Raw genomic sequence first — 20861 nt, forward strand, 5'->3', positions numbered from 1 at the left:
GTGAAAGCATGAACATTGAATCGGGTTTTGCGCAGGTCGCGCAGTCGTTGCTGTGGCCCGTGCTGGTGCTGGTCGGGCTGGCGTTTGTCTACGCGCTGTGGACGGGCGGCGCAACGCTGATGGAGGCGTGGCAGCGCTGGCGCCAGCCGCAATACCGCTCGCTGCGCGTGGCGCCGGGTTTGTCGATGGAAGAGCTGGAGCTGCAGCTGGTGCGCCAGGTGGAGCCCGTGCGTCTGCTCAGCCGCCTGTCGCCCATGCTGGGGCTGATCGCCACCATGATCCCCTTGGGGCCTGCGCTGCAGAGCGTGGCAGCGGGGAACGGGCAGCAGGCGCTGGCCGTGTTCAGCGGCGCGTTTGCGGGGGTGGTGCTGGCGCTGGCCGCTGCGTCGGTGGGCCTGGTGGTGTATTCGGTGCGCCGCCGCTGGCTACTGGCCGAGCTGCTGGTGGTGCGAAAAGAGCGCGGGGTGGCGCAGTGACGCTCAAGCACCTGAGCGTCCTGGCCGAGGACGATGACGACCCGATGCTGTCCGCCGTGAATCTGGTGGACGTGTTTCTGGTGCTGGTGGTGGCCCTTCTCACGGCCGTGGCCGTGCAGAGCCAGACCAGCGCCAACGAGAGTGTGACCATCATCCGCAATGCAGGCCAGCCCGACATGGAAGTGGTCGTGCGCGAGCAGGGCAAGGAAGTGCGCTTCAAGGGCGCGGGCAGCGCAGCGCAAGGGCAGGGCGTGCGCGCAGGCGTGGCCTACAAGCTGGAAGACGGCAACATCGTCTACATCCCTGAAACGGGCGCTGCTCCCGCCAGCGTTTCGGCCAGTGGCGCGGGTGGCGCCGCCACGCCGGCACCCGCCAAGCCATGACGGCGCTGATCGTGCGCGCGGCACTGTGGTGCGTGCTGCTGGCTGCGCCGCTGGTGCATGCCGTCCAGGCTGAAAAGACCCAGGCAGCGGGCAACGCCGATAAGACAGCGCCCGTGCTGCTGTGGCTCACCTCCGATATCACCACGGCCCCACGCACGGCCATGGTGCAGCGCCTGGCCGCCGAGGCGGGTCTGGGCTTTGCGCACATCGATTACCCGCTGGCTGGCCCGGCGGTGCTGGACGCGACCCAGGCCCAGAAGCTGGAGCGCGCGCTGGCGGGCGCTGCGCTGGTGTGGGTGGATGCACCGCATGCCAGCGTGGAGGCGCGCTTGCGCCGCATGGTCGGCGCGCAGCTCGATGCCCGCGCCGCACGCGCCCCGGGTCGCGTGGTCTGGGTGCCTACGGGTACGCCGGCTGTGGACCTGTCCGCGCTGGAGGCTCCCGCTCGCATGGTGGCTTACCTGCAGGCGGGCGGCCCGCGCAACCTGAAGAACGCCGTCGCCCTGGCGCGTGCCACCGTGGCGGGTGCTGCCATGCCCGCCTTGCCCGCGCCCGACATCCTGCCCCCCCGGGGCATTTACCACCCCGACGCGCCCCGCCTGCAGCCCAACGCTGCAGCGCTGGAGGCCTGGCGCCAGGGCCAGCCCACGCTGCGCGGTCTGCCTGCCGTGGCCGTGCTGGTGCACCGCCACCACTTCATCGACGGCAGCACGGAGTGGCTCGATGCCTGGTTGCGCACCTTCGGCCAGCAGGGCCTGTTCGCCTATGCTGCCTTTGGCCAGCAGGTCACGGCGCAGACGCTGGCAGAGGTGCTGGAGTTGCCCGCTGAAGGAGGCTCTGGCCCCGGTCGGCTGCATGCCTCTGCACTGGTGCTGCACCAGCTGGTGCCCCAGGCCGCTGCGCTGCAGCCGCTGCTGGCCCGCTGGGGCGTGCCGCTGCTCGCCACGCAGCCCTACCGCGCGGGTGATGCCGCTGCGTGGGAAGCCAGCGACACGGGCCTGTCGCTGTCCGATGTGCCGTTTTACCTGGCGCAGCCCGAGGCGGCGGGTGCCATCGACCCGGTCCTGGTCGCTGCCCACGGCGCCGAGGGGCAGGACTTTCGCCTCATCGAGCGCCAGGCCCAGGCTGTGGCCGCGAAGGCGCGGCGCCTGATTGCGCTGCAGACCAAACCCGCCGCCGACAAGCGCCTGGTGGCCATGGTCTACAACTACCCGCCGGGTGGCACCAACTTCGGCGCATCGTTCCTCAACGTGCCGCGCAGCCTGGAGCAGGTCTCTGGCGGGCTGGCGCAGGCGGGCTACCGCACACAGCAGGTGCCTGAGCAGGGCTGGATCGATGGCCTCAAGCCGCTGCTGGCCGCCTATTACCCCGGCGCCGATGTACGCGCGCTGCTACAAAACGGACAGGCCGCCGCGCTTCCGCTGGCGCGCTATGAGCAGCATCTGGCCACGCTGCCCAAGGCCGTGCGCGAGCGCATGAACGCGCACTGGGGCACGCCCGAAAAGAGCCGCTACGTGGTCGAGTGGCAGGGCGAAAAAGTGTTCGCCATCCCGCGCCTGCAGGTGGGCAAACTCTCGGTATTGCCCCAACCCCCGCGCGAGGAAACCCTGCGACTGGGCCAGAACCCGTTCATGCACAAGAGCAAGGCGCCGCTGTCGCACCATTACCTGGCGGTGTACCTGTGGGCGCAGCTGGAGGCCGACGCACTGATCCACTTTGGCACCCACGGCACGCAGGAATGGGCGGGCGGTAAGGCGCGTGCGCTGGATGTGCACGACGATGCGCTGTTGCCCCTGGGCGACCTGCCCGTGGTCTACCCGTACATCGTGGACAACCTGGGCGAGGCCCTCACGGCCAAGCGCCGGGGCCGCGCCGTGCTGGTGAGCCACCGCACGCCCGTGTTCGCCCCGGCAGGCTTCGAGGCGCGCATGGCCCACATGCACGAGGTGATGCACGAGTGGGAAACCGTGGACGAAGGCCCCACACGCCGCGCGCTCGAAAAGCAACTGGTGGCGCAGTTTGTAGAACACCACCTGCACCGCGACCTGGGCTGGAGCGCCGAGCGCATCGCGGCCGACTTCCACGGCTTTTTGGAAATCCTGCACCCCTACCTGGACCAGCTCGCGCAAAGTTCGCAGCCCAAGGGCCTGGCCGTTTTCGGCCGCGTGCCCGCGCCCGAGCAGCGGCGCGAGACCATCCTGCAGGCGCTGCGCAAGCCGCTGATCGAGGCGCTGGGCGAAGACATCGACGAAGCCTTCCTGATCAAGCACGACGCGGTGTTGGCCGCACGCCCCGCGCGCTGGCTGGAAGTGGCGCTGACCGACGCGCAGGCCGCCAGCGTGCTGGACCTGCGCCCCGTGCTGCCTGATGCGCCGCCCGCACAGGACGGCCTGGTGCGCGCCGAAGACCATGTGCCCAACCGCGCCGCGCGCCAACCCATCGACACGCCCGCGCTGCTGCAACTGGCACAGCGCGCGCAAGAGCTGGAGCGCCTGCTGGCCACCGAGGGCGAGATGCCCGGTCTGCTGGCCGCGCTGGAGGGCCGCTACCTGCCCGCAGCCTACGGCGGCGACCCCATCCGCAACCCCGACAGCCTGCCCACGGGCCGCAACCTCACGGGGCTGGACCCGAGCCGCCTGCCCACGCGCCAGGCCTATGCCGTGGCGCAGACGCTGTTCAACGACTGGTTCAAGGACTACCAGGCGCGCCATGGCGGCCAGGCGCCAGAGCGTATGGCGCTGTCGCTGTGGGCGGGTGAAACATTGCGCCACCAGGGCATCATGGAAGCGCAGGCGTTGGTGGCGCTGGGCATGCGCCCGGTGTGGGATGACTCGGGCCGCCCGGTGCGCGTCGAGACCATTGACGCCGAAGAGCTCAAGCGCCCGCGCGTCGATGTGCTCATGAGCATCACCGGCTCGTACCGCGACCAGTTCCCAGCGCTGATGGCGCTGCTGGACCGCGCGGTGTCCCAGGCCGCGACGGCCGAGCCGGGCAACGTGATTGCGCGCAACACCGAGCAGATCGGCCAGGAGCTGCGCAAGCAAGGTGTGCCACGCGCACAGGCCGAGCAACTGGCGCGCGTGCGCGCGTTCGGCAATGCGGTGGGCGACTATGGCACCGGCCTGTCGGACGCGGTGCAAAGCGACGGCCTGCAAACCAACGATGCGCGCCTGGGCCAGATGTTCCTCGAACGCATGAGCCAGCCTTATCTGGAGGGCGAACCGGTGACCGGCGTGGCGGGCGGTGTGGCGGCCCAGGCATTCGGTGCCCACCTGCGCCGCACCGATGCCGCCATCCTGTCGCGCAGCTCGCACCTGTATGCCATGGTCAGCTCGGACGACCCGTTCCAGTACCTGGGCGGCCTGTCGGCGGCCGCCCGCGTGGCGGGGCGAGCGCAGGGGCTGGAGCTGCATGTGGCCCAGCTGCAGGATGCAGGCGAGCCCACTACCGAGACCGCGCAGCGCGCCATTGCGCTGGAGATGCAGTCGCGCTACCTGCACCCTGGCTGGCTCCAGGCGCAGAAGGCCGAGGGCTATGCGGGCACGCTGCAGGTGCTCAAGGCCGTGCAGTTCGCGTGGGGCTGGCAGGCCGTCGCGCCCGACACGGTGCGCAGCGACCATTGGCAGAGCTTTTATGACGTGCTGGTGCGCGACAAGCACCAGCTGGGCCTGCCCCAGTGGCTCAAAGAGCATCCACAGGCCTATGCCCAGTCGCTGGAACGCCTGGTGCAGGCCCAGCGCCAGGGCTATTGGCAGGCCGATGCCGATGCGCAAAAGCAGATCGCGCAGCTGTACCAGGATCTGACACGCGCCGCGCCGCTGGCGGCCGAGCTGCCCAGCGTGCGCCGCTGGGTGGAGCGAGCGGCTCGTGGTGAGTCCGTAAAGCTGACCCCGCCTGCAGGCATGGCCATTGCCGCGCCGCAGTCGCCAGCCCTGGCAGCGCCACAGCCCGTGCCCGCCGCCGCTGACCTGCCCGCGCCGCCCGCACAGGCAGAAGCACCACCCTCTGCGCCCGCCGTGCCTGCCATGGGCGTGTTGCTGGAGCGCCAGCCCGAGCAGGCAGCTTCCGACAGCGCCACAGAGCCCAGCCCCGTGGAGCGCATAGCGGGCATCGTGGCCCTGCTGGTCATGGCGCTGGTGGCGATGGCGGGCGCCGCTTGGCAGGCGCGCCGTCCGTCCTCGCTGTCTTCCCCATCGCAACCGGCCGGCGTGTGATGCCCGGCCTCTCTGAAAGAATCGACACCATGCAGATCGAAACCCCGCCCACCGAGAAACGCTACGAAAAGCCCGAGGGCGAACGCCGGGGCCTCATCATCGTCAACACGGGTGACGGCAAGGGCAAGAGCACGGCCGCCTTTGGCCTGGCGTTCCGTGCCACGGGGCGCGGCAAGGCCGTGAAGGTCTTCCAGTTCATGAAGGTGCCCAGTGCGCGCTTCGGCGAGCACCGCCTGGCCGAGCAGGTGGGCCTGCCCGTCGAGGGCCTGGGCGATGGCTTCAGCTGGAAGAGCAAGGACCTGGAGCACTCGGCCCAGCTCGCGCGCGACGGCTGGGCCAAGGCGCGCGCGGCCATCCTCTCGGGCGAGTACTTTCTGGTGGTGCTCGACGAGGTCACCTACCCGCTGATCTATGGCTGGCTGCCGCTGCCCGATGTGCTGGAAACCCTGGCAGCGCGCCCCAGGGATGTCCATGTCTGTCTTACGGGCCGCCGTTGTCCGGAAGAAATCATGGCCATTGCCGATACGGTGACGGAAATGCGCCTCGTCAAACACGCCTTCCAGGCCGGCATACCCGCGCAGCGCGGCATCGAGGATTGAGTTTGCTTCTTTTTTGATAGCTTCTAGCGCTTGATGGGAAAGCGCTGGTGCCGTTTTTTCCTTGAAATGGGGCGCGTCCTTGGCTTTGCTGCACTGTCATCTGCCGACTCCGCTGGGAGACATGCTCGCAGTTGCCTCGACCAACGGCCTGTGCCTGCTGGAGTTCATCGGCCAGCAAGGCATCGAGCGGGAGCTGCGCCAGGTGGAGGCGGCGCGCGGTGGGCCGTCGTGCGCGGGCGTGAATGCCGTGCTGGCGCAGACAGGCACCGAGCTGGCGCAGTATTTCGCAGGCCGACGCGAGTGCTTTGGCATAGCGCTCGATTTGGTGGGAACCCCGTTCCAGCAGCAGGCTTGGCGGGCGCTGTGCGCCATCCCCTACGGCCAGACGCGCAGCTACGCCGAACAGGCCCGGGCCATCCACCGCCCCTCCGCATGCCGCGCCGTGGCTGCGGCGAACGGGTGCAACAAGGTCTCCATCATCGTGCCGTGCCACCGCGTGATCGGTAGCGACGGCGGCTTGACCGGGTTTGGTGGTGGCCTGCTGCGTAAGCAGGCGCTGCTGGCCTTGGAGCAGGGCGGTGCGCAGCAGGGCCTGCTGCCCTGGTGATGCAAGGCGCGGCCGACGGCTACGGCGCAGAGGGTGCGTCTACAGGTGGAAGTCGCCCGCGGCCTCTGGCTGGTACAGCACTTTCCCAATCCGGATATGGCAGGTTCGGTGTGGAATTCGCCAGTTGAAGGCGTCGCCCTCCTTGTAGCCCAGAATCGCCGTGCCGATATCCGAGTACACCGACAGTTTGCCTGCGCGGTCATCCGCATCTTCTGGATAAACCAGCGAAACCTCTACTTCCTCATCGTCCACCTGCAGCAAGGCCTTGGAGTTCATCGTGACGACGTCCTCGGCGACCTGGCGCGGATCAACCACGACGGCGCGCTCGATCTCATGCTCCAGCTGAAAAATATCGGAGCTTTGTTCGAACTGGATCAGGCTTTTCAGCCGAGCCTTGTCGATTTCCGTGATGTAGATGGCGGAGGTGTCTGGCGCCGGGCTTTCGCGCAAGAGCCGGAGGTAGCGTTCCGAGGCCATGGCCAACGAATGCATCGCCGGCGTTTCACTTTCCAGCAGGAAGCCGCTGCGCAGGAAGGCCTTCAGTGATCGCGCGTTGTCGGGGTGGATTTTCGCGATGAGCTTGTCGGCACGCATGTCCAAGAAGGCGAGCTTCATGCCTTCGCGGATCGCGCTGGCGCCGAGCTTGCGGCCCCAGTTCTCGCGGTCGCCGATGACCAGAACCATTTCGCAGTCCGGCCCCTTCTTGACGAGACGCACGAACCCTACAGGCTCGTCGTGTCGGTCATAGGCCATGAAAAACCTGCCGCCCTGGTTGAACAGATGGGTCAGGATCGGCAACTGAACCCGACCGATGACCTGCTCAATGAATCGTGAGACGTGGCGCGAATCGCTCAGGTAGCGCGTAACGTCTTCGTCCTCCAACCAATCCATCAGAGTAAGCGCGTTGGCCCGGGTGATCTCCGGGCACAGGGAAATGAAAGGCTTGTTCATCTTCACCCCATTGGGTTTCAAGTATGAAAGCCTTTCATGGCCTGGGCCATGACGGTTCTTTCGGCGAATCCATCATTTTAAGGCCTGGGGCATAGACAGTACAACCCTCCCGGCATGCCCAAGCCTTGGCGAGCGCCACCTGCGGTGGCGCACCGTGGTTGTTCTCCGCGTGGCCTGCGGCTGTTTGCGCGCAGGGCTGGTGAAGAAGAATGCTTATCCCGTAAGGCGGAATAATTCGGGCATAATGCTCCGTTTTTGGTACTCCGCACCACAACATAAGGAGTAAAGGAAGCAATAACTTAGTGCCTTGGCGCAAGTTCGGCTTCCTGGCTGAAATATCAAAGGGAAGCTCCATGCTTCCCTTTTTCTTGGGCACGGTTGCAACTTTGCAGCTGCTGGCTCGAGGGGCATTGCACCACTGTGCTGCCCGGGTTACCCTGCGAAGCACCCGTGCGGTGCCGCACAGGCCCCGATGGTGAAATTGGTAGACACTGCGGACTACTCGGCGCTTCTCCAAAAGTGGACATATCCACTTCCTTATCAATCAATCACTTAGTAACATGGTTGTGTCCACCTAATTCTTTGAATTTATGGACACTATTCGGGTAAGTCGAGCATGATGTGTCCATGACATGTTGGTGCAGACCAGTTCGGTGCGCGTGGCCAGAGGGCCTTCAATAGCGCATGCAACCAGACAGCATTGCGAGGGCACGGGCTCTATGGCATGAATACCTGTTGTCGGTGGGACTTACGGTGCGTGTGTGGTGTTGATTTTGCGTAAGCACCTTTCCGAACTGATGCCAAGGAGCAGGTATTCAACTGGGTTGGTGCTAGTCGAAATCAAGATTCTCCAGTCGCCGTCGAACGACCTCATTCCTGCATCAAATAGCGCATCGAAGTTCGCTGTCAACAACAAGCCATTAAATGGGTCCAGGCGCTCCTGGGGAGTTGACGCTGCCTACGGCTTCACATGAGAGGCTTTCAGCGCCGCTTCAACGGTGCAGCCAGTGATGGAACAGGACTTTCATCGCTTGAGCAAATCTCGCCGGAAGTCTGGCTGTCCAATACGTACTTCCCTCACAGATTTTTGACTCGTCTTTCGTGGAGTCTGTTGCTCAAAGTCTGATGCGACGTCGCTCGCGGACTGAAATCCGTAGAGGTCGTATGCCTCGCAGATTTCCAAGAACGCACGGCATCCTGCTCCCGAGGTTATGTAAAGCTTCCAGGCTTGGTCTCTTACTCGCGGTTCCTTGGAGGCGAGAAGTCAATTTCATCGGCTGGCACCAAATCGGTTGTTTGTTTCACCTTCATGACAAAGTCATGGACCTCCTTTTCCAACGCCTGCGCAAGTCTAAAAACTGCGTCCAGTGATGGACAAGCCTTACCCGCCTCAAGGCTTCTGATGTACCTGGAAGTCAGTCCAGAGCGAAGAGCTAGGTCGGCTTGTGTGAGGCCAGCATCGTGCCTAGCCTGCCTAAGCACCATTGCAAAGGCATCTTGAAGTCGCATGTTGGTAAGGAATCAGTTGCCAACATCTTGTGCGAATGTTGCCTATAAAATAGGAATTAAACTTCCTCATCTTTGGTGCGCATTCTTTGCTGCTACCGCCCTACAAGATGGGCTGAGTCCTTACTGCCTCCCCCTGTCGCTCGGATGAACAGCGGTGTTTTTAACTCGTTTGGTTAGTCCTGCATGTCCACAAAGACACCCTTCAATCGAACTAGAAAGCAGACCTTTCCATCTGGTCTAGCCAGGACAAGCCCAAGGTTTTTTTGGACTGAACGGGGAATGAGGCTGTTCGTGAATACGCAGCCACGAAAGCACGCTTGGGGTTCGAACGACAGCGATGTACGCCCAGTCCTCGACAACATCGCCGCAGCTGCCCATGCATGCAACATCCATCCAGCGTCATGGGTAAGTGACTGCTTTTCTTCGCCTGAAGATGCTCAGCGTTTCTTGCTGTACCTCGGGAAATTTAAGGGCCATCTGAACTCGTACTGGTTTTACGCGCTGCTCAGCATTCTTGAAATCGATGAACAGGACGTTTACACGGCGGAGTTGTTGGCGCGACAACTCACCCTACATGCTGTCGAGTCTGGGCAGATAGACAGCAAGGGGCTTATGTGTCAGACATCAAACTCTGTTGTGGAAGCTGGTACCCAGGCTTTATGCCTCGATTTCCACGGAGTCGAGAACAACCTGATTGAAGGGGCCGATTTGGAAAGGGCTACCAACACCTGCGTTGGCGCAAAGCCTGACGAGTTTGCGTGGGTCAGGGCGTGGCTGGATTAAAAAATTATCGGATGTGAAGGTCGATGCCATCGAGGCTGACCATTGAAAGCCTCACTCAGACCTGGCTGCCCATGAGGAGCCAAACGGCAACCTGTGCTTGTACAGTGCGGGCCCCGTTCTGATTTGTCGACCTCCACAACGGCCAATGGGCGGGGAGCGACACCGGTCGAAGCTTGGTCTTCTGGCGTTGGAAGGTTACTCTCATCAACCATGGCGGAACTCGTGCTCGCGGTGATGCGCCAAGTACCCCAGATGGGCAGTCTTCAGCCCCTGAATCGACCAGCCGGGGGCGATGCCAAGTTGGACACGCGCGGCCGCGCTCAGTTGCTTTGAAACCAACATGCCGCCTCGGTCAGAAAACGAAATCCACCCACCGTCAAAGAGGGCGTCCAAGTGAGGTGCCAGCAACAAGCCATTGAACACGTCCAACCTTTCGTTGTCAGACGCGCACCTGGCCCAGGGCTTGATGTGTGATGCCCTCAACAGCGACGGCACGGCCAAGCCCGTGACGCAGCAAAGGCCCTGCCAGTAGTCGAGCAAAGCGCTCCTAAACAGGTCCTGGCCGACACGCTGCACCACCAGGCGCTCGGCCTCGGTCGTTTTGGGTAGGGTCAGCGTTTTGGCCCTGAACTGGTCTGCCACCCGGTTCGGCATGGTGCGGGCGGTGGCAGCAGCTTGCTGCAGGGCTTGGTAGAGCTGCTCGATGCCTTCAATCAGCAGTTCTCCAACCTCAGAACCTGTGGTCAGCAAGCTCGGCAACGATGCATTCAACTGATAGCCGAAGGGCTCTGCTACCCGCACCCACACAATTTCGGGGAAGGTCGCCGAGCGAAGCTCCAGTTGCCCATGTTCGTTCAACACGGCCTCGCGTTCGAAGCCGCAGTCGGCTGCAGCTTTCTCGATGCGTATGCGTTCAAGCGGAGTCACGACGCTACATTGGCCATCGACTTGAAGCGGTTCACCAGCAGATGCACTTGGGTGGATGGATTGGGATGCTCGGCATGTTCGGCCGGGTTTGCTGCCAGCTGCTTTGCATGCTTCAGTGCTGGCTCCAGTTTGGGTCCCAACACATTGAATACGCCAGCCATGCCTTTGTCGTACTTCTCAAACCCGGGCTTTTTCTTCAGGTCTGAAACTACGACAGTGCCCACCGATTTCTTACCTTTGCATGCATACGGTTTGTCAGTGTAGCCAAAGTGCAGCAGCAGCCAAAACTCAAAGCATGGCACCGACACAACGCCACTTAACGGCTGGCCCGACGCCTTCAGTGCTTTGAGCCGAGCGACCGCATCACCAAAGCGCTCATGCGCATCGCGGTCGAACACGCAAAACACCTCGTCAAAAGCGTCTCCTTCTCGTTGGGCAAGAGCAAAGAGCTCCTCTGCCCGCGCCACGATTCGGTCGGGAGAAGAACCATCGTTCTTGCCAATCTTGACCTGATTGCTCAACCCCCACGCCACGACCAGGTCACTGAAGTAGATGGGCTCGGTTTTCTCGCCCTCACACACCAGCAGTATCCGAGGTGCGGGCTGTCGAAGCGGTCTCGCAGCACGCTCAGCCTTGGGGTTGCGCGGCTTGCGGCTCCCAAACAAGTCTTTAGCTGCCATAAAAGTCCAGCTCTTGCAGATTGGGAATGCCGCCGTAACGGCCGTTGAGATAGCCGCGTTCAACAGCTTCGTTCTCGCGGGGGCTGAAATCTGACAGCGGGTACAGCCGCGCTTCACGCGCGTCGTTTTTCTCGACAAACCACACCTGGTCGCGGCGAAGCAGCTTTTGGCTCAGCAACGTGGTGTCATGCGTGGTGAAGAGCAACTGCGCCTGGCTATCGGCATGAAGCAACAAAGAGACCAAATGCCGTACCACCAGCGGGTGAAGGCTGGAGTCCAACTCATCGACCACCAACACCCGGCTGTGCTTTATCACATCTAACCATGGCCCGGCGAAGGCAAACAATGCTCTGGTGCCGTCGGACTCCTCTTCTTCTTCAAACTCTACAATTTCGCCAGTGTTGCCATCGCGCCGTTGAAACTTCAGACTGGTAAGTTCTTTGCCCTTGAGGCTCGCGGTCAACTCTTGACGCATCGCTTCGGACATATTCGGCGGCAGCATGTCGGAGTTGAACGGTCGGTGCTCCAGCCGTATACCGTCGATAGAGAGGTCGGCCGCATTCAAGAAGCCCAGCACTTCTGCTTGAGCCAGGGGGTCCTGGCACTTCTTCACGGTGAAATCGCTGCGAAGGGCATCTGGCCTGGGCACCACCCTCAGGCGCTTGCTGAACCACTCAAAAACAGGCTTGAGTTGTTCGTTGTTGCTTTGCATGCAGCGTGACAGGAACAAAGCATTCGACCGGGTTTCAGAGGCCCACACATGGCGCTGCCGACCACCGAGAAACTTGTCTGAAAAGTCATAAGCATCTACCTGAGCAGTAGCATCAAACACCCTGTGGAACCACTTCTGCGGCCGCCCCTGCGGATAGGCATACAGCCACTCCTCGGTAAAGCGCAATGTGTTGCAACGCAAGCCATACTCGTAGCGCACGCCAGCTTCGATGAACTGCACAGAAAACTCGGAGTCCGCCGCTCGCGAAGCAGCCGTGAGCTTGAAGGGCACTACTGGAATCAAATCCCCCTGCTGTGACTCGCGGGCAGAGTTGACCACCTGGCCTTTAACAAACGCCAAAGCCTGCACCAAGGTGCTTTTGCCGGCCGCATTGGGCCCATAGAGCGCGGCGGCACGCAACAGGCGCATCTCCTTTTTGACGCCAAGGGCTGGGAAGGTGTTGCGGTCTTCCCACTCCTTCAGCGCAGGGGACGCCACCATGCTCCACGATTGTGGCTCGTGGATGCTGCGAAAGTTGGAGACGGTGAACTCAACGAGCATAGTTTTGTTTTCAACTTGATTTTTGCATCTTATATGCAAAAAATCATCAAAGAACAAAAATCAGAAGGATTTTGGGTAATCAAAGGCTTGTACCGACCTTGTGGTTGCGCTGGACTGGGTGTACTCGTTGTTCACACCCAATGCACTCAGGTAGATGCGCGCTACCAAGGACTTCAAACCCAAGACCATTGCTCCATGGTCTGCGGGATGGGCGAACCCAAGAGGCTGGCCGCCATACAGCGCCTCATGGGCAAGTGCATTACGCCGGATGGCAAGTTCACACGTCCCTTGAGCGTCTTGATTTTTGGACGGACTGACCCAGTCAGGGGGCTCCACCCCAAAGTGCTCACACAAGCACGCGGCCCGTTTGGCATGGGTTCGCTCCGGTGTGAAGGAGTCCTGCGTCAGGCATACGAGCCGGTAGCAAGCGTCCAGCGCCTTGTACTGGGCATCAAACCGCTCAAATTCATGTTCATACAACTGTGCGAAGGTATGCCAATGCAAAGCGCCAAAGGCCAGTTTCAGTACCTCCTTGTTGCTGCTGTGCCGTTCGCAAAATGTCAGAGCCTGGTCCAAGGCCCACTCTGTGGACGTCTTGTTGACCACAAAGTCGCATAACTGCCGACTGACCGGCGCTTTATAAAAATGCTGCCAGCCTTCTCGCTGCAGCCGTTGGCCATGCAAAAAACCGAACAGTGCGATAAAAAAATCACTGTGTGCTGGGTCAGCGTTGGGACGAGGCGTCAGGATGTGCGATGACGGCATCGAAAAGGAAGCGGGTACCCAAGCCTTCTTTGCCGCGGCGCCCTGAGCATCTACTGCCTTGATAGGCGGATAGACCCATCCCTTGTAGACACCAGCTGATTGCTCAAAACAGCTGGCAATCTCTTCAAAGTTGGGCACGGGTCTTATGGTTCCATAGCGCCAAGAGACAGTCAGCGGCTGGTTCAGAAAACCGAAGCGGATGGAAACAATGGTCATAGCGCCGCACCCGCCATCCCATCCCACGCCGCCAGCACCAGCCTTTGCGTGCGGTACTCACCAAACTCGCGCAGTTCGCTGTTTTTGAGCACGCGGAAGGTTTCGCTGGGGTAGTCCGCGCCCATGACGTCGGCGGGGTCGAGGATGTAGCGCAGCTCGTTGCGGTCTAGGCCGTAGAGGCGGGCGTAGTAGGCGTCGAGTTCGGCGCGCAGTTGGACGCGGCGCTCGGGGTTCCAGGGGAAGGGAGGCAGCGGGATGCCGTGCTGCTCGGGCGGGCGCGGGTCGGCGCTTGGCAGGGCGGCCAGCAGGTCGTCGGCCCAGGCTTGCATGTCGTGGGCGGTGTGGGTGAGTTCCAGCACGCGCGGGACGATATAGGCCAAGTCGGCGGGGGTATAGCGCTCGGGGGGTAGGACGGGGAGCTGCTTGTAGATGAAGTAATTGAGGTGGGTTCCGCCCACTTTGTGCCGAGCCACAAAGTCGAAAGTCAAACACACCAAGTTGCCCAACAGGGCCGCTTGATTGGCAGCGTTGGTTGCAGGGGCGAACAGCATCAATGGCATGTTGTTCCCCACCCCCACCCTCGGCACCACCGAAGCAATCACGGTGCGTTCGTTGGTAGCGTTGGTAATGTCACGCCACCCCATCAACCACCTCGGGCTGCGGCGGTCCATCCAGGCGTTCAGCCATTCCAGCGCCATGCTGGTGGTGCCGGGTGTTTGCAGGGCTTGCAGCTGGGCCAGTTCGTCGCTGCTCAGGCCCAGGCCTTGGTGGGGGTCGTCTTGCAGCGCCCATTTCTGGAACAGGGGCAGGGCTTTTTTGCCGCTGGCGCCATCGGCCTTGAGGGCGTCGGCCAGCAGGGGGTGGTGGCTGGCCAGCAGACGCTCGGTGGTTTCGGTAGCGCGCAATACCGTGGTATTGCTCCAGCGTGCAGCGTCGGTTTTCACTCCTTTATTGATAGCTGCTTGCGCTTGCTGGCCGGGCGCTAGAGGCCGATTTTGCTCATATTCTGCAAACAGGCTGCCAGTATCAGGGGCTGGGCTGGGCGCCGGATGGCTGGCGTGCAGGCGGTCGGCCTCGGTGCGGAACAGGGCGCCGGCCACCCAGCTGGCCAGGGCCAGCGTGAGGGCGGTGTGGCGCTCTTGCAGCACTGTGGCTTCGGCGCTGCCGCTGCCGTTGTGCTGGGCGGCGTCGGTGGCCTGTTGCCAGGCCAGCCAGGCGTTGGCCACGCGGCTGGGCACGCGGGCAATGCGGGCCAGCACTTCGCGTTCATCCACCCAATATCGGGTTGCTACTTGGTACGAGGGGTCAGTTTTCTCGCTGGGCGTGACATCCCGCGCTGACCAATCGTCGTTGCTTGTTGCTGGGTCGGGAGTGAATGTGGCCCAACGGTGGTCGAATTGGTGAATCAGCTTGGCTTCGTACAGTGGCAGCCGACGATGTTCGCTGCCTTGCGCCGGCCCGTTCATGAACAGGTCACTGGCACTGGTCATGTTGAACAAGCCTTGGGAAAAGCTGATGCCCCAAGGGTTGATTTCTGGGGCTACTTCCCGCGCGTCTTTGCCTTCACCATCCATCTCAGCTTCACGAATAAGCACGGGGGCGGCGCTATAGAGCTTTTTGGTCAGCTCGGCGTCGCGCTGGCTGCGGAACACCGGACAGGTGCGGGTGTTGGGGTTGATGAGGCGGAAATCGTCAGGGGTCAGGGTGAAGCGGCGTGCTGGGTCTTGAAGATAAGTAGCCTGCCTTGCGAAATGCACAAACTCTGCTGCCTTGAATCCTGAATCCCGGCCACCGGTGACAACCAAGCAAAATTTCATTGCATGGTGAACTTCCGGAAAGACAAACTCTTCGTTTTCAAAGGAGTAAAGAGCCGCCAATCGCCTTTGCTGAGTGACGGCTTCAAAGTAAAGCTTAGTCGAGTCGTCGGTGGCAATGCCGGTCGGCACGATAAAGCCGGCGCGGCCCTGCGGGGCAGTGAGTTGGAACAGGCTTTCGGCAAACAGCGCATAGGTGTTGAGTTTCCCAAACGCCGTCAGCTGAAAACGACCAGACCCTCGATAAAACAAATTGGTAGCCTCGTAGCCTCGTTTCGCTGTTTGGTACTCGTCCCACAGCCAAGGTTGCTCTGTTGCCAATCCTGTAATGGCCTTTTTGCGCTTGTCGCCAGACAGTTTTGCAATCGACGGCGCACGGGCTGCGAAGAATTCTTCTTCCCCCAGTTGCGACACCTCCCACGGCGGGTTGCCCAGCATGACGGCAAAACCACCTTTGGCGGCTACCTGCGGAAAGGCCAGCCACCAATGGAACACGCTGTGGGCGCGGCACAGGTCGTGCGCGGCCTGCGCCAGTTCGGGCTGGGGCGGCTGGTGGGGGTTGGGGTGCAGCAGGCTCCACAGGTAACCCGAGAGCGGAATCTGCCCCTGCCCTTGCGGCACTTTGGGCGCCAGAAAGGCGGCCACATAGGTATCGGCCAGCTTGGCCAGGGTGCTTTGCCCGGCCTGCTGGCTGGCCTGCGCCCAGGCGCTGCGCTTGGCGGCAATGCCGTCCAGGGTGTCGTCGGCCAGGCGTTCTACGGCGCTGGCGTCTTGCACCAGGGTGGTGGCGGCAAACAGGTCGTTGGCCACCACCTGCTTCCAGCTTTTGAGCTCGGCCTTGTTCTGCTTTTTCAGGGCGGCGGCGGTGGCTTTGTCGTCGCCAATGAGCACGGCGTAGGCTTCGTCGGGGATGCCGTTTTCCAGAATCTTGGGGTCGAGCACGCCCAAGAGCGCATCGCCCACCTGCAGGTGGTGGTCGATAAAGGTCAGGGGGCGGTCGGGGGTGTAGGCCTCCAGCCACAGCGCGGTTTTGGCCAGGGCAATGGCCATGGGGTTTTTGTCCACGCCATAGATGCAGTGGCCCACCACATCGCGCAGGGCGTGGCGGTAGTCGGAGGGCGTGGGGGCGCCACCCACGGCGGCAGCGCGCAGCTTGGCCACTTCATCGGCCAGACGGCGGGCGGCGGCCAGCAGAAAGTGCCCGCTGCCACAAGCCGGGTCGCACACGGTCAGTTCCAGCAGGGCGTTGACCGGATTGCTTGGGTTGGCTTGCACGGTTTGAGCAATCACCGGCTCCAGCGCGCTTTGGATGAGTTCTTGCACCAGGCTGTCGGGCGTGTAGTAGCTGCCGGTGAGCTTGCGGGCGTTGCCTTTGTTCGATGCCTCGTCCTCATCGCCCACAAAGGCCAGGCGGGCGGCGTGGGGCTGGCTCAGGTGCTGGTAGTCGGGCACCAGCTCCAGCAGGCTTTCATAAACGCTGCCTAGCTCTTCGGCGCCCATGTCGCGGTAGTTCACGCGGGTGAGGCCGGTGGACTGGCGGAAGTAGCCCAGCTGGAACACGGCGGCCAGCAAGTGGCGGTTGTCTATCTGGCACTGGTTCAGCAGCGGGCATTGCTCTTGGGCAAACAGGCCGCCCAGGGCGGGCAAGCCCAGTGCGGCTTGGCCGGTGGCCAGGCCGCTGAAGGTGATGCTCAGGGCTTGCCACAGGTCGCTGTGGGTGTCGTGGCTGCTGCGGCGCACGGCGCGTTCGCGCAGCCAGGTCAGGCTGTAGCCCTGCCAGTAGCGTTGCTGCTGTTCTTCAGTGGCGTCGGGCGTGAAGATGAGCGAGCGGCCCGTGCTGGGGTCGGTGCGGTCTTCCACGGTGGCCAGGAAGATGAAGCGATAGACCAGGCTGAGCAGTTCTTCAAAAAACGCCTGTTTGGTGGCGCTGCTGCGCTCTGGATTTTGTAGCTGTTCGCGCAGGCTGGTATTGGCCTGGTGGCTTAAAAAGCCTGTACCCAGGCTGCGCAGGGCGTGCTCCACCTGAAAGCGCAGGTTCATGCGCACGGTTTCGCCGCTTTTCTGGCCTGCGTTGCGCCAGCGCTCCCAGGGGCAGTCGGTGGGCTCGGTGTGGGTGCCGTCTGGCTGGGCTTTGCCAAAACGCGAGGCATGGGCCAGCAGCCAGAAGGCGGTGAAGTCGGCGTACAGCTCTTCGGTGAAGATGGCTTCGAGGTCCACCTCGATGTAGGCAGGCCGGGTCAGGCTGGGGTTGTCGCGCAGGATGCGCAGCTTCAAGCCATTGCTGACGATGGCCCACAGGGATTGGTCAGACGCATTCAGTGCCTCTTGGGCCAGCATGTAGGGGCTGCGGCGGCGGGTGCGGCCCGTTTCGGGGTTGGTATCGCCAAAGCGCTCGGCGGCCTGGTCCAGGGGTTGGTCAAATCCGGCAAGCACCACGGGTAGGCGGCCGCCCAGAGCGGCGTGACCGATGTTGTAGGTGTGGTGGCTGTTGCCGCTGGCAGGCACGCTGCTTTGTGCTGTCAGGTCGGTGTAGCCCAGCACCTGGCGCAGCAAAGGCAGCAGCAGGGTTTGCACCGTGACGCTGTGCGGATTGGCGTCTTGCCGCAGGCGTTGTTGTGCAAAGTCTTGCCAAAGGTTTTGCGCAATCTTGAAGTACCGCGCGATTTCATCGCGGAGCTTGAGGCCCTTGGGGATGTCGTAGTGCCCCTCGGTCTGCTCGGTGGCTTCGGGCGCGGCCAGGGTGGTCAGGCGGGTGAGTTCTTCGGCCGGGATAAGGCCACCCTCGATGCGCAGGGCGGTGTAGGCGAGTTGCTGGGTGGTTTTGCGGGCCATGGTCAAACCTCCACAGCAGCTGGGACCAGCACGTAGACACCCATCACATCCACCGGCAGGCTGGCCGTGACCTGGTAGCTGCCACGGGCTTCGGCGGCTTCACGCACGCGGCGGTGGTCGGCCAGCAGGCTTTGGGCACGAGCTTGCGCAATGGCCTCCAGCGCGGTTTGCCAAGTCGGCAGGCTGTCCAGGGCTTGCTGGATATGGCGGTCTCGAATCACGGGAGGCATGTTGCGGCTGGCCTGTGCGCCCAAGAGTTCGCGGGCTTGTGGCAAGGGAATTTCAGTCAAGGGCTCGGCACCAGCGATGCTGACGGCCACGGTTTCTTCGCAGAGCATTAGGCGGGTGTTGTTGTCCCGGGTGATGCTGAGTTGGTGGCGCAGGCGCAGCAGCAGCACGGTGGTTTTCAGGGCGACGTTGCCCACAAAGGCAGCGCCAGCACGGGCCACGCCGTCAGCGTCTTCATTCTGGCTGTCCAGGGCCTGTTCGAGCAGGGTGTCTGCCAGAGCCACCACCAGCGGGTGGGTGCGTTGGATGAAGGTGGAGCCTTGGGCGGCGGGTTGCTGAAAGTCAATGCGCAAGGTGCCAGTCAGGCCCTCAGCGGCCAGGCGCTCTTTCAACGTCTGAGGCAAGGCGTCCAGTGGTGCTTTGAAGTGGTTTTTGTAAGGTTCGAGGCCCGCTCCCAGCTTGGCCATGGCCCGGCTCACAAAGCGCTGCACGTCGTCTTCGTTACCGAGTGCAGCGGCGGATTTGCGCCACTCGGGAAGCACGTCATCGGGCTTGAGGCGGCGCTGGGCGAAGATAGAGCGGTTTTTGGCGGCCTTTTCGCGGGCACTTTGCCAGGCGGTTTCAATCTGCTGGGCAGGCTCACCGAAGTCGAAGCCGATTTGGGCTTGTTTGCCCAGTGCGTTGTGCTTGCGCAGCAGCACGGCGTTGAGCAGCGCCTGGGTGAGCTTGCCTTCGTCGTCAGGCATGGGCACCAGCACGCCCAGCTCTTTACGGATGCTTTCGGCCTTGCGCAGAATCACCTGCAGCACGGCACCGTCTACAGGATTGTCCTCGCCGTAGAGCATGGTGCTGCGCACTTTTTTGGCCTGCTGGCCGAAGCGGTCCACCCGGCCTTCACGCTGCTCGTGGCGGGTAGGGTTCCAGCTCAGGTCGTAATGGACCACGGCGGTGAACAAGCCTTGCAGGTTGATACCTTCAGACAGGCAGTCAGTGGCCACCAGGATGCGTTGCTCGGTATCACCCAGCTCGGCCACAGCGGCTTCGCGCTCACCAGGAGTGAGCTCGCCGGTAACGGCCTTGATGGTGGCTTTCTTGAACTTACCGCGCAGGTACTCAGCCAGGTAATGAGCGGTAGCGATATAGCGGCAGAACACCACGGGCTTGAAGCCTTCTTCCACCAGGGCTTGCAGGTGGGTGGTCAGCTTGGCCAGCTTGGGGTCGTTGGCGGCGCCAGCGAGGTTTTCAGCCGCGGCGATGAGCTCTTGCAGGTGTGCGGTGTCTTCAGTCTGGGCTGCGGGCTCGATGTCGTCGGTGGACAGTGCGTCGTCCAATCCATCCATGACGCGCTCGCTGGCCTGGGCTTCCAGCTCTTCGAGCGAGAGTTCCGCGCCCTCTTCTCCTTCACCCTGCCCTCCATTGAGGCGGGTGCGCAGCGCGTTCACAGCAGCGGCCGGCGACGAAGAAATGCAGCGCAGCAAGGCCAGTGCGGCCCACCAGTTCATGCGCTGTTCTCGTTGGCCCTTCCCTTCGGAACTCACCACCAACTCGCGGGCGTAGTCCAGCACGTCGTTGAACAGCTGCCCCCAGCCCCCGGTCAGCTTGTAGGTGATTTCCGCCGTCTCGCGGTCGGGGAACATGCTGGCGTCTTGCCACTCGGCAATGTCAGGGCGACGGCGCTGGACGAAGTGGCGCGAGAGGTCCTCACGCAGGTCGGTACGGGCGCCGACGGGCAGGTCTTTGAGCTGGGTGAAGTCTTTGCGCAGCAGGCCCAGCAGGTTGAAGAAGGCGTCTTCATCACCGCTGTGTGGGGTGGCCGTGAGCAGCACCATGTGGCGCTGGGGATTTTCTGCCAAGCCCTTCAGGAGTTGGAAGCGTTGCTGGCGGCCTTGACCGCCCTGGGTGCAGGTGTGGGCTTCGTCCACGATGACGAATTCGGGGCAAAAGCGCTGGAAGGCTTCGCGCCGGCGTTCAGACTTGATGTAGTCCAGGCTGACGACGGTGAACGGATGGGCGTCAAACACCGAGGTGCCGGGCGGCAGGTCGCGCTCCAACCGCGTGGCACTGGAACTGCGCACCACCACCGCCTGGATGTGGAAGCGGTCTTCAAGTTCGCGCTGCCACTGCTCGCAGAGGTGCGGCGGGCACAACACGGCCATGCGGTGGATTTCGCCACGGTCGAGCATCTCGCGAGCAATCAATGCGCCTTCGATGGTTTTGCCGATACCTACGTCATCTGCAATCAGCAGCCGAACAGTGGGCTGCTTCATGGCCATGAGCAGCGGCACCAACTGGTAGGCACGGGGCTCTACGGCAATGTTCCCAAAGCTGCGGAACGGGCCCGCCCCGCTGCGCAGCTTGAGCTGCAGGGCGTCCATCAGCAGCTGGCTGGCAGAGTGATTGCGCGCCTGTGCCACCACAGGCCAGGGGAAGGTGGCTGGGCCGACGGGCTGAAGCTCCAGCGGCAGGTAAATCAGTGACTCGTCCTTCTCGCCGCCACCCAGAGGGCGCAGGCGCAAGGTGTCGGTAGTGGATTCGGGCAGCACTATCCATTCGCGGCCACGGGCAGAAACAAGGCTGCCGGGATAAAAGTTGACTTGCAATTGA

The 20861-nt window shown here is 62.6% G+C and carries 15 protein-coding genes; 6 read left to right on the top strand and 9 right to left on the bottom strand.

The genetic code is table 11. From position 1 onward, the window contains the following. Window positions 1-8: 8 nt before the first annotated feature. The 5 genes from BN2503_RS11095 to BN2503_RS11115 all read left to right on the top strand — a co-directional run bounded on the left by BN2503_RS11095 (window position 9) and on the right by BN2503_RS11115 (window position 6279). On the top strand, window positions 9-476 hold the full coding sequence (locus BN2503_RS11095) for a hypothetical protein (protein WP_054256728.1): 468 nt from the start codon (window positions 9-11) through the stop codon (window positions 474-476). After that, on the top strand, window positions 473-859 hold the full coding sequence (locus tag BN2503_RS11100; protein ID WP_054256729.1) for a DUF2149 domain-containing protein: 387 nt from the start codon (window positions 473-475) through the stop codon (window positions 857-859). The genes BN2503_RS11095 and BN2503_RS11100 overlap by 4 nt, the downstream gene beginning before the upstream one ends. Beyond that, entirely contained in the window at window positions 856-5073 is a 4218-nt protein-coding gene (gene cobN / locus BN2503_RS11105) for a cobaltochelatase subunit CobN (protein WP_054256730.1), read from the top strand. Before BN2503_RS11100 ends, cobN begins: the two co-directional genes overlap by 4 nt. Before the next feature lie 29 nt (window positions 5074-5102). Beyond that, window positions 5103-5672 carry a cob(I)yrinic acid a,c-diamide adenosyltransferase gene (gene cobO, locus BN2503_RS11110; RefSeq protein WP_054256748.1) on the top strand — a complete coding sequence of 190 codons (570 nt, stop codon included), beginning with the start codon at window positions 5103-5105 and terminating at the stop codon, window positions 5670-5672. Between the two features lie 85 nt (window positions 5673-5757). Further along, the gene (locus BN2503_RS11115) at window positions 5758-6279 is read left to right on the top strand and encodes a methylated-DNA--[protein]-cysteine S-methyltransferase (protein ID WP_434799881.1); all 522 of its coding nucleotides are present in this window, start codon (window positions 5758-5760) and stop codon (window positions 6277-6279) included. Between the two features lie 39 nt (window positions 6280-6318). Here BN2503_RS11115 and BN2503_RS11120 read toward each other — a convergent pair whose 3' ends face one another. The 3 genes from BN2503_RS11120 to BN2503_RS21345 all read right to left on the bottom strand — a co-directional run bounded on the left by BN2503_RS11120 (window position 6319) and on the right by BN2503_RS21345 (window position 8739). After that, entirely contained in the window at window positions 6319-7230 is a 912-nt protein-coding gene (locus tag BN2503_RS11120) for a bifunctional GNAT family N-acetyltransferase/nucleoside diphosphate kinase regulator (protein WP_054256732.1), read from the bottom strand. Between the two features lie 748 nt (window positions 7231-7978). After that, complete coding sequence (locus BN2503_RS21340; RefSeq protein WP_411914295.1) at window positions 7979-8164, bottom strand: HNH endonuclease; 186 nt, start codon at window positions 8162-8164, stop codon at window positions 7979-7981. A gap of 302 nt (window positions 8165-8466) precedes the next feature. After that, complete coding sequence (locus BN2503_RS21345) at window positions 8467-8739, bottom strand: helix-turn-helix transcriptional regulator (RefSeq protein ID WP_074930316.1); 273 nt, start codon at window positions 8737-8739, stop codon at window positions 8467-8469. Between the two features lie 291 nt (window positions 8740-9030). Here BN2503_RS21345 and BN2503_RS11130 point away from each other — a divergent pair, with 291 nt between their 5' ends. Then, entirely contained in the window at window positions 9031-9522 is a 492-nt protein-coding gene (locus BN2503_RS11130; protein ID WP_139235455.1) for a hypothetical protein, read from the top strand. Window positions 9523-9726: 204 nt separating this feature from the next. On the opposite strand, the gene BN2503_RS11135 is transcribed toward BN2503_RS11130, so the two are convergent. From BN2503_RS11135 to BN2503_RS11160, 6 genes are read right to left on the bottom strand one after another with little or no spacing between them, the layout of a single operon-like run. Continuing rightward, the gene (locus BN2503_RS11135; RefSeq protein WP_054256735.1) at window positions 9727-10449 is read right to left on the bottom strand and encodes an HNH endonuclease; all 723 of its coding nucleotides are present in this window, start codon (window positions 10447-10449) and stop codon (window positions 9727-9729) included. Beyond that, window positions 10446-11129: an RloB family protein gene (locus BN2503_RS11140; protein WP_082366564.1), complete on the bottom strand. Its 684-nt coding sequence runs from the start codon at window positions 11127-11129 to the stop codon at window positions 10446-10448. Before BN2503_RS11140 ends, BN2503_RS11135 begins: the two co-directional genes overlap by 4 nt. Beyond that, the gene (locus BN2503_RS11145; RefSeq protein WP_054256737.1) at window positions 11119-12402 is read right to left on the bottom strand and encodes an AAA family ATPase; all 1284 of its coding nucleotides are present in this window, start codon (window positions 12400-12402) and stop codon (window positions 11119-11121) included. The genes BN2503_RS11140 and BN2503_RS11145 overlap by 11 nt, the downstream gene beginning before the upstream one ends. 60 nt (window positions 12403-12462) lie before the next feature. Beyond that, window positions 12463-13383, bottom strand: a complete 921-nt coding sequence (locus BN2503_RS20040) for a hypothetical protein (RefSeq protein ID WP_139235454.1) — start codon at window positions 13381-13383, stop codon at window positions 12463-12465. Further along, window positions 13380-18029 (bottom strand): Eco57I restriction-modification methylase domain-containing protein, encoded by a 4650-nt coding sequence (locus tag BN2503_RS11155; RefSeq protein ID WP_054256739.1) that lies wholly within the window; start codon window positions 18027-18029, stop codon window positions 13380-13382. The genes BN2503_RS20040 and BN2503_RS11155 overlap by 4 nt, the downstream gene beginning before the upstream one ends. Window positions 18030-18031: 2 nt before the next feature. Beyond that, the gene (locus tag BN2503_RS11160) at window positions 18032-20857 is read right to left on the bottom strand and encodes a DUF8741 domain-containing protein (RefSeq protein ID WP_054256740.1); all 2826 of its coding nucleotides are present in this window, start codon (window positions 20855-20857) and stop codon (window positions 18032-18034) included. Between the last annotated feature and the right edge of the window lie 4 nt (window positions 20858-20861).

The organism is Paenacidovorax caeni (assembly GCF_001298675.1).
GTDB lineage: Bacteria > Pseudomonadota > Gammaproteobacteria > Burkholderiales > Burkholderiaceae_C > Paenacidovorax > Paenacidovorax caeni.